Source organism: Paenibacillus polymyxa (genome assembly GCF_015710975.1).
Classification (GTDB): Bacteria; Bacillota; Bacilli; order Paenibacillales; family Paenibacillaceae; genus Paenibacillus; species Paenibacillus polymyxa.
On the sequence record NZ_CP049783.1, the window covers coordinates 3,327,081 to 3,340,401 of the forward strand.

Consider the following 13,321-nt stretch of genomic DNA (forward strand, 5'->3'; position numbering starts at 1 on the left):
ATTTACAGAGGGGGGAACGTCATGGGAACGATCACCAAAACGAGAAAATATACAGGTAAACGAAATCGTTTGGCTAAGCCGGAGTTGTTGGCTCCTGCCGGAAATCTAGAAAAGCTGAAGTTTGCCGTTCACTATGGCGCGGATGCTGTATATATAGGTGGGCAAAAATACGGTCTGCGTTCTAACGCCGATAATTTCAGTTTTGAAGAAATGCGTGAAGGTGTGGAATTCGCCAACAAGTACGGTGCTAAGGTGCTTGTGGCGACTAATATCTATGCTCACAATGAAGATATTGCCGGAATTGAGGAATACTTGCGCAATCTGTATGAAGTAGGAATTCATGCTGTTATCGTCGCTGATCCGGCTATTGTATCCGTGGCATTGCGGGCAGTTCCCGGATTGGAAGTGCATTTGAGCACACAGCAGTCCACGCTGAATTGGCAAGCGGTAAAGTTCTGGAAAGACGAGGGACTGCCGCGTGTGGTACTTGGACGTGAAACCAGCTTGGAGGAAATCGAAGAAATTAAAAAGCATGTGGACATCGAAATCGAAGCTTTTGTCCACGGTGCAATGTGCTCTTCATTTTCCGGTCGCTGTGTGTTATCCAATCATTTTACAGACCGAGATTCTAATCGTGGAGGATGTTGTCAGTCTTGCCGCTGGAAATATGATTTGTTTGAGGATGCCCGTCCAGGTGAGGTTTGGATATCTGAGGAAGAGGCACAGGACAACAATGTACTAAAACAGTTCCAGCTTGGCGTTAACCAGCTTCCATTGTTTGAAGAGAGCGATAATGCTTTTTCTATGGGTTCCAAGGATCTGTGTATGATTGAAAATATTCCTGATCTGATTGATGTGGGTGTAGACAGCTTTAAAGTGGAGGGACGTATGAAGTCCATCCACTATGTGGCTACGGTCGTGAATGTCTACCGGCAAGCGATTGATTCCTATATGGCTGATCCGGAAAATTATGTACTCAAACCAGAATGGATTGAAGAAATTAACAAGGCAGCCAATCGTCCGTTAAATACAGGATTTTTCTATGATACACCGGATCATGAGGATCATATTTATGAGCCGGAAGAAAAAGCGGTCCCTTATGATTTTGCCGGACTGGTCATGGACTACGATGCTGCAAGTGGCATCGCAACGATTCAACAACGCAACCATTTTAAACCAGGTCATGAAATTGAATTTTTCGGTCCGAACGGAACATTTTTCAAGCAAACGGTCGGAACGATCTGGGATGAGGAAGGCAACGAATTAGATGCTGCACGTCATCCGCTTCAACGAATCAAAATGAAGGTAGATCAGCCTGTATCATATTTTGATATGATGCGTAAAAAGAAGTAAATAAGTCTTAAGTCACAAGTTAAAAGATTCAAAAGCCTCTCCTATCGGTTGGAGAGGCTTTTTTTTGAATAGTTTTCTAGGAAAAAAGTTTCACAAAATTTAGTGGGTACTCAAAGGAAAGCTACATTCCTTGTCGAATAGTTCCGATAGAGACTATATAGATAATAGATACATAATGGATGACGTGGAACAAGAAACTAATTATATAGTGGTAGGTGAGAGGAATGGGTTTTCGGAAAAAAGAGGGGAATACAGCAAAAAGGCTACCCAAGAAAAAGGATCAAATGAAAGGTTTAAAAGGAAGTAAAGTAACAACGGATAAAGGGGAGGAGACGGTTGTGATGTCTTCGAAGGGTACTCCCTGGGTAGCTGAGGTCTTACGTAAATGCACAAACAATTTAAAGCGTTTACTTAAGCCTGAAAGATACAGTAAGGATTTTATGCATTTAGTCAAAAACTATAATCCGATCCGTTCGGTTGGGATGAAGTTGTTTCTGATCTTTTTTGCGGCCATTATGTTATTTGTGGTCAGCTTGGGAATGCTCTCGTACTACAGAGCTAAAAGCACGATTGAGCAAAATGCAGCTACAGCGTATCAGCAAACGGTTCAGCAAACTTCGGAAAAGCTTGATATTATTTTAGAGCGCTTTCAAGACACATCGACACAGGTATTTTTCGATACTGAATTAAGTGATCAGTTGCAAAAGGCTGTAAAGCAAGATAAAAATCCCTTTGCATCTTTTGTTGCTATGGGAGAAGTAAACAAGAAATTAACCAATATTGCTTTTACAAATAAAGCGATTGATTCATTGTATTTGTACCCGGAAGAAACCAGTTTAGCTGCAATGGGTACCGGAACACAAAAGGATGTACGGCAGGAAGCATGGTTTAAGGATATTTTGAAAAACAAGGGAATGGTTTGGCTACCTACGCAGGTGAATGACAATGGCAGCAAGACCTTTCGTCTGGCACGATCCATGAACAGCATGTCCGGGTTGGGAGGGACTTATGTTCTGGTTATGGATTTAAAGGCCAGTGCGGTGGAGGACGAGTTGAAAGGTGTTAATTTGGGCTCAGGCAGTATGATTAGCCTTGTGACAGACAAGGGGGAGTTTGTAGGTTCTAACAATGAGAGCTTGGCCGGGGGAAAGACAAAGCTGGATTACGTTTCCAAGCTTGAAGGGATCGAAGGAAATCAAATTATGGAGCAGGTAGCAGATGGCAAAGAGCAAAGTGTGCTTACAGTTCATAATACACTGGGAACTTCCAAATGGATTCTCGTGGGTGTAGTACCTGTATCTGAGCTGGTGAGGGACGCTAAGGGGATTCTAACTACGACATGGGTATTTGCTGCGGTGGCTGCACTCATTGCATTGTTCATCGGCCTGTGGATCGTGCGCCTCGTGGCTCGTCCACTGACACACCTGAAGGATTTAATGATTGAAGGCGCCAAAGGCAACTTGCAAATCCGAACGAACTATAAGGCTCAGGATGAAATTGGGCAGTTGTCCGCTAGCTTTGATACAATGATGGAGCAAATTACACTGCTGGTAGAACAGACGAATGCATCAGCACAGGAGGTACTGAATACAGCGACGGAACTGAGTGATGCCTCGAAGAAGACAGCCGTTTCAGCCAAAGAAATTGCAGCTGCGACGGAAGAGATTGCTCATGGTGCCACCAGTTTAGCAACAGAGGCGGAACGTGGTAGCGGATTAACGGGGAATATATCCCAGCAAATGGATACGGTTATGACTTCTAATTATGAAATGAGTCTGGTCGCACAAGAAGTTGAACAGTCCAGTGAAAAAGGGACAATTCAGCTGAAAAATCTATTGAGCAAGACTAAGGTTACGGAAGAAACTACGCATGCTTTGGTAGGCAAAGTAGATGAACTGAAGAAGACAACTTCCGATGTCTTTAAGGTGCTGGACGTATTGCAGGATATTGCTAAACAAACGAACATTCTATCCCTGAATGCGACGATAGAAGCGGCACGAGCAGGGACAGCCGGGCGTGGTTTTATGGTGGTTGCAAATGAGGTCCGTCAGTTGGCAGAACAATCACGTCAAGCCATTCGTACAGCTACAGGTATTACGAATAATATCGTCAATGAGATGAATGAAACGGTACAGGCGTTATCTGAAGTGTACCCGCTGTTCCGAGAGCAGATGGGAGCCGTACGAGAAACGACGGACATTTTCCAATCGGTGCAGCAGCAAATGGGCGAGTTCGCGCTTCGGTTGGGAACAGTCACCGCCTCCATTCATCATCTGAGTGAATCGCAGACTACTTTGTCTGAGGCAATGACCAATGTTAGTGCGGTAGCCGAGCAATCCTCTGCTACTTCGCAGGAAGTCGCTTCTCTCAGTAATGAGCAGGCCAATATCGGTAATCAGCTGGTAGGCTTGTCTGATAAGCTGGAAGGAGTTTCAGTGAATTTGAAAGAACAGCTTTCAAGGTTTACAGTGTAGGTGTTGTAAAATCAAGGTTATCAGGGAAATCTCTTGAGAAGGAAAGCAGATTATGAATACAAACACAAAGTGGGCCTGGGTGGTTCTAGCCATTACTATTTTTATAACGGTCTATTATTCGTTAGATGAAATATTAGGTTGGAGCCCATATTCATCACTAGATATCCAATAAATTTGGTAACCCATTCAACATTACATGTTGAGTGGGTTTTCTTTTTCCATCACCGGACATACTACTGGAAAAATGATGAAAGAAGGATGAATGTGTCTAGGCGTCATAGCAGTTTCATTCGTCAACGTCGAATTGCATATATAGCCCTGGGGATCATGGTATCGCTACTGATTTTATGTTTCCGACTGGCTTGGATTCAGGGAACAGCAGGCATTCATTTGTCATTGTATGGGGGCATTCGCTTAAAGAAATGTCTGTACGTCAGCGACAGGAAGGAATCGCTATTGATACTGGGCGTGGACAGTTTACGGACCGACACGGGCAGCCCTTGACTGGAGGAGTCGTATGGACGCCAGTGCTTTTTCCCGATGTAGATGGCCGAGCAGCTTCGCATGGACAGGAACTGGCCAAGTTATTGCATACGAGTAAAGGGCAACTGTTGACGCAATGGAAGGGACTGCAATCTCCGCTCATATGGAGGGATGGACGTGGAGAGCCTGTACAAATCCATCCGAATGAAGCGGGCAGACTTCTGAAGTTAGCCCCTTCGCTCATAGAGCTTGTACCGTATGCGCAACGTTATAGGGACTTGCCCAATGGCAGACAATGGCTTGGTTTTATGTATGAACGTGGTGAACGAGCAAGTGAACTGCCGATGGGGGCAGCTGGCCTGGAAAGAACGCTAGAGCCGCTGCTAAGCGGCGTTGGTGAGACATTCGTCTCTCGGTTTGTAGATGCTCAACGTCGTCCATTGACTCATGCCCCGCTTCGTGTCAGTGCTCCATCCAATAGTCACTATCCATTACAGGTGCAGACTACAATTGATCTCCCGTTGCAGGAACAGATTGAGAAGCTGACAGAATCTAACCACTTGGCAGAAGGAGCAGTCGTTGTGCTTGATGCAGGTAACGCGGATGTTATGGCGATGGTGTCTCGTCCTTTTTATAATCCCGCTCATGTTGATCCGCAGCAGAAAACAGACTGGTCTAATCGTGCTCTCAAAGCAGTAACGCCTGGTTCAATTTTTAAGTTGGTTACGGCTGCGGCTGCACTTGAATCAGGTGTGGTTCAACCGCAGGAGCAATTTCATTGTCATGGAGCCTATGGCAAGTACGGCTTGTCATGCTGGAAAAAAGAAGGACACGGAACCCTGAACCTGGAGGAAGGGCTTGCCGTATCCTGTAATAGTGTGTTCGCCCATCTCGGCGAACGGCTTAACGCTGAGCAAATTCAGGCCGCAGCCTCTGCACTAGGATTGAGTCGAACCGTGGGCTGGCAGGACCGGGATCTGGCAGGGCTAGCTCAATTCAGACCGCTGGATCACGAAGAAAAGGGAGCCGTATTCGGCTCCCATACGAATGCATCTGATCCAGGCGTACGTGTGCAGACAGCTATCGGCCAGCGTGATGTGCTGGTGACGCCTCTCCAAGCAGCTAACCTCATCGTCACCTTGCTGCACGATGGTCAAGTACATGCACCGCGCATCGTAAAACGCGTCAGCTACGCAGACGGAAGCACCTTGCTGGAGCTACCTGCTCACGCTGCTCCTTTACCCCAAGGCAGCCGCTCGATTCGCACATCCACAGCTCATACGCTTCGTGAAGCAATGGAACAAGTTGTGACACACGGTACAGGTGCCTCCTTGCGTAACAAAATCTGGAAGCTGGCCGGTAAATCGGGTACGGCCCAAGCTTTAAAAAACGGTCGCCCCATAAATCACCAGTGGTTTATTGGTTACGGTCCGATAGAGCGGCCACGTTATGCGGTTGCCGTTCTTGTGCAAAATGCTTCAACGCATGCTGCAAATCAGGCCACAGCACTGTTCGGCCAAGTCATGGATCTGCTAGCTCAATCCTCTTGAGTCCTGCGAGTAGCTTCACGCTCTTCCTCCTGAATTTTGACGATAAAAGGAGGTTCGTCAAATTCCTCAGTCGGAAACCGAATCCATTGCTGCAAATAACCTTGCTGCCACAATTCCTTGAGCAAAATGATCAGAATGGGGGATAGGATTAATCCGGCCAATCCGAAGATGGATAACGATATAATGGCAAAGGAAAGCATTAGATAGGCAGATGAGACGCCGATGGAATTACCAGTAATTTTGGGCTCCGCCAACTGGCGCACAATCACGGTGACAGCCATGACAATAAGCAAGCCTACGGCCAAGCCGGTATTCCCCGTGATGAACAAATACACTGCCCACGGAATAAAGATAACAGGCACACCCAACAACGGCAGAATATCAAACAAAGCTGCTACGAGCGCCAACGATAGGGCATTATCTACTTGCAAAATGAGTAAACCTATAAATACGAGCACAAAGGTAATTCCTACCAGTAAGGCTTGAGCCTTGAGAAAGGCGGAAATGGCTTTAAGTACATGATTTTTTAGAAAAAGGTACGCCGTTTTTAGTGTCTTCGGTGTTTTACTGCGGGCAATTCCTTTCCAGAGATTAATTTCCATACTCAAAAAGAACGCTAAAATGATGGCAACCGCAAAGTTGCCCATAAAAACAGTGAAAGAGCTGAGAAATTGAATGAAAAAAGATAACCCTAGCTGTGCCCATTTCGTAGCAATGGTGGTAGCAGTCGCAAAATAATCATTTACACGTTCGGTAACACCCGGAGGCAAGGCGGCAATTTTATCTTGAGAAAGATGAAGAATCCGCGTGAATTCCGTTTGGATAATCTGGGTATAATGTGGGAGGTTTTGCGCGACTTTTGTAAATTGAGTAACCAGGATCAGGCCCAATCCGAAAAAAATAGCCATTAATAAGATGATAAACAGCAATACGGAGAGTGCGGAGGCAAAAGGCTTTTTCATGCCTTTGCGATGAAAATAACGGGCAGCAGGTTCAATGCACCAAAACACGACGAATGAAAGGAACACAGGTGCGGCTAGCTGGTACAGTTTGCTGGATACGAACATAATTAAATACACGGTTAATACGATCAGACCGATATCAAAAACAGTACGCCAATATTTTTTGTACAATGGAAGCATATGTATACAACGACTCCTTTAAGATTTTTATTTATTGTACACTAAATTGAATCTCAATGCTGACCAGTAGCAATGGCAAAATCTCGGCATGCTTACATCATTGTGATAACATATAAGTAAGTGAGTTTTCTTCAGGAGGCCTGCTTGGAAGTTCAGAATAGAAAAGTGGGGATAAAACGTGCAGACTTTGCTGTTATGGATGTTTTACATTTCAACTTTTTATGCTTTTATTCCGGCGCTGGTGAGTCGTATATTTGGTTTCCGGGTGTTTAGACGTGGCAAAAGTGACCAAGAATATGCGCTAACCTTTGATGATGGTCCTGATCCAGTCTATACACCACAGTTGCTCGATTTACTCAAGCGTTTTGATGCCAAGGCTACTTTTTTTGTTGTAGGGTTGAATGCCGAAAAACACCCTGAGCTTCTGAAGCGCATGCATGATGAAGGTCATCTGATCGGTATTCACAATTATGTGCACAAATCGAATTGGCTTATGCGGCCTGTTACTGTTAGAAGACAAATTGCCCAGACAGAGTCAGTCATTCGTCGAGTAACTGGCGAAGGAACGACCTTTTATCGTCCACCTTGGGGGATTGTGAACTTTTTTGATATTTCCAAAAACAATGGTCGTCGAATCGTATTATGGTCCTCTATGTTTGGTGACTGGAAGGCCAGCATTGGAGCGAAACAATTAGCAGAAAGAATGCTCAAAAAGCTGAGGGGTGGCGAGGTGATGCTGCTCCATGACTGTGGTACGACATTGGGGGCAGACGCAGAAGCGCCACAGAATATGCTCATTGCGCTAGAGAAGCTATTGAGGGTCGCCCAGGAACGGCAATTACGCAGCGTCCGCGTGGATACATTGTTTTGCCGTCAATCTGGCTATCATTCCACTGTCTCCTGCTTGTCCAGTACAGATTGGATGAAAAGAACGATGGTATTCGGATGGCTACAATACGAGCGCCTTTTTCACGCCTTGTTCCGCCTTCGTCCTGTTAGCAAGGATAACACGATCTTTTATTATCGTCGCCGTATCTATCATGGACCCAATATTAACATGGAGAATGGTAGGTTGCTGGAAAAAGGGGATCCTATAATTGAGCTTCATTTTGACAATAAAATGTTGTTTCAATTGGGATCGTCGGCAAAGTCCTTGGTACATCTAGCGATTCAATTGATTCGAGTTGTGAAAAGGCAACTGCCTGATCTTACTCAACGGGTTGTACATGATTCTGGTATGAAGGGTGTAAAGGCGATCTATGCAGTAAGTATGATTCATCGAGGACCTGAAAAATTAGGCTTTCAAGTTCGAGAGCTTCCCCAAGGACTGTTTAAGCATGTATCTACTGTATATTTAAAGCTGTTATTTCGTATTATCCATCCTTCGGGTTCAGAACAATTGAATGAAAAAAAAGAGGTCATGATACCGAAACTAATCGTGATGCCCATTGATACCTTGTTTGATCGTTTCCAACCGGGAGATTCGCACCGGGCAGACCAGGCTTTTGATCCAACTGATCAAAGGGATGTTGTTCATACACTCAACAGTGAAATGATAGAAGAAGGTGACCCTATGTATGCTTCGATCAGGGCTTCACAAACAGCGGATACAGAATCAAGCAGTTGATCTAATAAAAAAAGCCACTCAATCCTTTGTAGGGGTCGAGTGGCTTTTTAGTAATTCATATAATAATCTATATTGGCAAAGCACTTAGATTTTCATAATTCCGCCGTTACTTGCGTTCGTCACCAGCTTGGAATAACGGGCCAGGTAGCCTGTCTTTACTTTCGGCTCGAAGCCTTTCCAATTGGCACGACGACGGTCGAATTCTTCGTCCGTAATGTGAAGCTCAATCTTACGATTGTTCAGGTCTAGCTCAATGATATCGCCGTCCTCAACAAAAGCGATAGGTCCGCCTTCTGCTGCTTCGGGGGAAATATGACCGATGGAGATACCACGGGAAGCACCTGAGAATCGTCCGTCTGTAATCAGACCAACCTTGGCACCAAGCCCCATGCCCACGATTTGTGAAGTCGGAGCGAGCATTTCAGGCATACCAGGTCCGCCCTTAGGACCTTCATAACGAATAACAACAACATGTCCTTCGGCAATTTTACCGTTAGCGATGCCAGCCAGTGCATCTTCCTGTGAATCAAAGCAGATGGCAGGGCCTTTGTGATAACCGCCAACAGAAGGATCAACCGCACCGACTTTAATAATGGAGCCTTGTGGTGCCAAATTGCCGAATAATACAGCTAGACCGCCGCGCTCGGAATAAGGGTTGTCCAATTTGTGGATGACGTTAGTGTCCAAAATTTCCTGACCCTCTACGTTTTCACGAAGGGTTTTCCCAGTTACAGTAATACAGTCACCATGCAATGCGCCCGGTTTCTTCAATAGCTCATTCAGCACTGCGCTTACGCCACCTGCATTATGAACATCCTCAATGTGATAGTCGGAAGCAGGTGCCAATTTGGACAAATGAGGTACACGGTTCGCGACTTCATTGATGCGTTCGATAGGGTAGTCAACCTCAGCTTCATGGGCAAGTGCCAATGTATGCAATACGGTATTCGTAGAACCACCCATTGCCATATCCAGTGCAAATGCATTATCAATGGCTTCTTTAGTCACGATATCACGTGGTTTGAGATCGAGCTTAATCAATTCCATCAATTGGCGCGCAGATTGTTTGACGAATTCTTTGCGTTCTTCTGCTACGGCGAGGATGGTGCCATTACCTGGCATAGCCAGTCCCATCGCTTCTGCGAGACAGTTCATAGAATTCGCTGTGAACATTCCTGAACAGGAGCCGCAAGTTGGACAGCCGTATTGTTCTAGCTCAAGCAAACTTTGATCATCGATTTTGCCAGCCTGGAATGCACCTACACCTTCGAAGACGGAAGTCAGGGAAATAGAGCGTCCGTTCTTATCTTTACCAGCTTTCATAGGACCGCCGCTGACGAAAATAGTCGGAATGTTAACACGCAATGCCCCCATCATCATACCAGGGGTAATTTTATCGCAGTTAGGAATACATACCATGCCGTCAAACCAGTGAGCGGAAACGACAGTTTCCAAAGAGTCTGCAATAATTTCACGACTTGGCAGAGAATAACGCATACCGATGTGTCCCATGGCAATGCCGTCATCTACACCAATAGTGTTAAATTCGAAAGGTACACCGCCTGCTTCACGAATGGCCTGCTTGACAATTTTGCCAAATTCCTGCAAATGGACGTGGCCCGGTACGATGTCAATATACGAGTTGCATACCGCAATAAACGGTTTGTCAAAATCTTCTTCTTTGACGCCCGCTGCGCGCAGCAAGCTGCGGTGAGGAGCGCGGTCAAAGCCTTTTTTAATCATATCGGAACGCATTTTCGTCTTAGCTGTCATGATGCTGGTTTCCCCCCAAAGTATAAAAATGGTATGGCGTTCAATGAACGCCGTAATAGCGCAGATGTTTTCTAAAGAGTCTATCATAGTTGTGCGCATATTTCTACATATATGAGGATTTTGAAAAAAGTATAGAAGTGTTCTGTAAGCAACAATATATAGATAGGAACAGTTTTATTTATCTATATATTGCATCTGTAAGGATTTGAATTGGATTCTTCAAAACTCTGATATCCTGATATATTAGCCTATCGGATAAATAGGAAAAGCCCATTCCGTAATAAACGGAAGGGCTCAGGCTTGTTTTTATGTTAAAGGGGGGTGGAATATAAAACTATATTTTAATTTCTGCCACCTTTACGACCGATGTCTCTGTAGAAATTTTTGTCATGCGACTCAGCTGTAGCATCGCCGCCCTTTTTGCCGATTTCCTGATAAAACTCTTTATCATGTGAGTTTGCGGTTGCTTGTCCGCCTTTCTTGCCAATCTCCTGATAAAATTCCTTATTGTGCTTCTTGGAGGTAGCTTCCCCACCCATACGGCCTGCTTCTTCGCGACTCATTTTACCCTGATTTTGATTACGTGCCATTACAAATCACTCCTTATTAAAAAGTTGTTTTTTGTTGCGCGTATCATTTACTTACCACATCTTGCCTGTATGAAACAGGCACTATGCGCGAAGTAAAGAGGGGGAGACCCACTTCCATTCTCGTCTGTAAGTGGGTTGTCGCGTGCTGATTGTGACATATCAATGGATAAAAAGTTACGCAGACCGTCTAAAAAGATAAGGAGCGGGCTTCAACATCCACTCTACCTGTGGCTCAATCAGAGGCCGTGTTGCAGTTCGAACCCAAGGCATGGTCAACAGACAGCACAGACCTGTGGCGCACACTAGAATCAACATGACTTCCACAGGAGTATCTATATACTCGTAGACCCCCTTTGCAACAACGGAACGGACGATTAAGCCATGCAACAAAAAGACATATAATGTACGTCGTCCCATCTCGGTTATACGTCCTGTGACGGCTGGAACAAAGCTTAGAAACGCCATAGATGCTATCCATTGAACTCCATAAATGCCGATACGGTAAATCCCTGCGTACCATTCGGTATGGCCCAGTTCACCATAAGTCATGTTGCCATATAGCCAGCCTGCCGGGATGCCAAAATACGACGTTCCCGCCAGTACCATAAGAAAAAGAGATACAATACCGGCGATGATACGGATAGGTGTTGTGAAGAAGCGTCGAACGTCCGCATAATGCAAATGATAACCTGCTACAAAGTAAGGCAAATAAACAAAGGTTCTGCATACGCTTAGCCATATACCGTCTACAGGGAGATATCCGACAAGGATACCCAGCAGCACGGATATACCCAGTTGGAAGACTGGTGGTATTTTCTGAAAAGATAGCATCAGCAGTCTCCAGCAGATGTGGCTGGCAAGGAACCAAAGCAGCAGATAAGGAGCAAAAAAAGAATGATGGATATGGGGAACGTGAAAGATTACGACATCCAAAATTGAATAAAGGGATTGGAAAATTAGATATTGCATACCGATCTGAAGCAGAACCTTTTGTCCTGCGAGACCCGTCAAAGTGGTTTTGGCAAAGTAGCCTGTAACGAGAACAAACAACGGCATATGAAACATGAATATCCAGCTGAACCATTGTTGGGCAAGATGAAGTGAACCGACTAATGGCTCCAGGGCGTTTCCTGCAAATACGCATATAATCAACAGAAATCGCAAATTGAGAAAAAAGCTTTCCCCTTGTACATCATGGCTTGTCGTCATGTGTTTCCCTCCGAACGGCTTCTGCCGACTAAACTATTTAAAAAATAATTCTTTACATGGAACAAGGTACGATACTCTGGATTGTAACATTGTGATTTTATTCACAATAGTAAGCGTTATCATGTCCTTTTTATGTGGCGAAAGCTTGAACACGGAATAAAGATGGGCTTATGTCTGGAAACGTGTGCTAATTTGACCCTGTACAGGCAACGATGTTACCCTAACAAGGTTATAGTTATGCTAACAAATACAGCGACACCATTTAGATTCAAGTTACGAATCACGAGGTACGAAAGGCGAAAGGAACTTATACGATGAGAAGAAGAACAAGAAGATCATACAACTCCTATGGAACACGCGGATCTCGGAAAATATGGAAAATTCTTTTAGGCATCCTAATTGTCATTGTGCTAATTGCGGGTTGGGGAGCATGGAAGGTATTTACGCCTTATCAGCCTGACGAGACGGCTGCTGCTGCATTAGCCGAAATAGCAGATACTGTGAAAGTAGATGAGCAAGAGCATTGGTTAAGTTTTGAGCCTACCGAAGGAAGTGGATCAGGAGTCATTTTGTACCCAGGAGCGTTGGTTAAACCCGAAAGCTATGCGCCCTTGGCACGCCGTCTGGCAGAAAAGGGTCACCATGTGATCATTGTAAAAATGCCACTGAACCTTGCATTGATCTCACCGGATTTGGCGAATGAAGTGCTAAAGGCGTACCCGAAGGAAGTCTTTGTTATTGGCGGACATTCGTTAGGTGGTGTGATGGCGGCCCGATATGCAGCTGCACATCCTGATCAGGTTAAAGGTGTATTTTTCCTTGCTTCCTACCCGGATAACAAGGGTAATTTAAAGGATAAAAATCTGCCAGTGATTTCTCTACTAGGAAGTGATGATGGAGTCATCCAGATGAAAAATGTCCAAAGTGGGAGAACTTATTTACCTGCCAACACGCTGTATTTTACAGTCGAAGGGGGAACCATGCCCAATTTGGCAGTTACGGTGCCCAGAAAGGGGATAACCCTGCGAAAATTAGCGCCGTTGAGCAATGGAATCAGACGGTAACGGCTTTACAGGACTGGATGAAAGAGAGTGTAGATTCAGCTCCTAAGAACCCGTAA

The 13,321-nt window shown here is 45.0% G+C and carries 7 protein-coding genes and 2 pseudogenes; 5 read left to right on the forward strand and 4 right to left on the reverse strand.

What is annotated here, in order from left to right:
• Positions 1–21: 21 nt before the first annotated feature.
• From G7035_RS14980 to G7035_RS14990, 3 genes and pseudogenes are all read left to right on the forward strand, one after another.
• Positions 22–1,353 carry a peptidase U32 family protein gene (locus G7035_RS14980; RefSeq protein ID WP_019688310.1) on the forward strand — a complete coding sequence of 444 codons (1,332 nt, stop codon included), beginning with the start codon at positions 22–24 and terminating at the stop codon, positions 1,351–1,353.
• 224 nt (positions 1,354–1,577) lie between these two features.
• On the forward strand, positions 1,578–3,827 hold the full coding sequence (locus tag G7035_RS14985) for a methyl-accepting chemotaxis protein (RefSeq protein WP_019688309.1): 2,250 nt from the start codon (positions 1,578–1,580) through the stop codon (positions 3,825–3,827).
• A 258-nt stretch (positions 3,828–4,085) separates the two neighbouring features.
• Positions 4,086–5,860, forward strand: a pseudogene (locus G7035_RS14990) (peptidoglycan D,D-transpeptidase FtsI family protein).
• On the opposite strand, the gene G7035_RS14995 reads toward G7035_RS14990, so the two are convergent.
• The gene (locus G7035_RS14995; RefSeq protein ID WP_016819077.1) at positions 5,848–7,002 is read right to left on the reverse strand and encodes an AI-2E family transporter; all 1,155 of its coding nucleotides are present in this window, start codon (positions 7,000–7,002) and stop codon (positions 5,848–5,850) included. The pseudogene G7035_RS14990 and the gene G7035_RS14995 sit on opposite strands and share 13 nt — an antisense overlap.
• A gap of 178 nt (positions 7,003–7,180) precedes the next feature.
• On the opposite strand from G7035_RS14995, the gene G7035_RS15000 reads away from it, so the two are divergent.
• A complete protein-coding gene (locus G7035_RS15000; protein ID WP_019688307.1) occupies positions 7,181–8,629 on the forward strand; it encodes a polysaccharide deacetylase family protein in 1,449 nt (482 codons plus the stop codon).
• Positions 8,630–8,713: 84 nt separating this feature from the next.
• Here G7035_RS15000 and ilvD read toward each other — a convergent pair whose 3' ends face one another.
• The 3 genes from ilvD to G7035_RS15015 all read right to left on the reverse strand — a co-directional run bounded on the left by ilvD (position 8,714) and on the right by G7035_RS15015 (position 12,201).
• Positions 8,714–10,402 carry a dihydroxy-acid dehydratase gene (gene ilvD, locus G7035_RS15005; protein ID WP_016819075.1) on the reverse strand — a complete coding sequence of 563 codons (1,689 nt, stop codon included), beginning with the start codon at positions 10,400–10,402 and terminating at the stop codon, positions 8,714–8,716.
• Positions 10,403–10,743: 341 nt separating this feature from the next.
• Positions 10,744–10,992 carry a KGG domain-containing protein gene (locus G7035_RS15010; protein ID WP_013372595.1) on the reverse strand — a complete coding sequence of 83 codons (249 nt, stop codon included), beginning with the start codon at positions 10,990–10,992 and terminating at the stop codon, positions 10,744–10,746.
• Positions 10,993–11,166: 174 nt separating this feature from the next.
• On the reverse strand, positions 11,167–12,201 hold the full coding sequence (locus G7035_RS15015) for an acyltransferase family protein (RefSeq protein ID WP_019688306.1): 1,035 nt from the start codon (positions 12,199–12,201) through the stop codon (positions 11,167–11,169).
• 500 nt (positions 12,202–12,701) lie between these two features.
• Between G7035_RS15015 and G7035_RS15020 the strand changes: the two are divergent.
• Positions 12,702–13,321, forward strand: a pseudogene (locus tag G7035_RS15020) (alpha/beta fold hydrolase).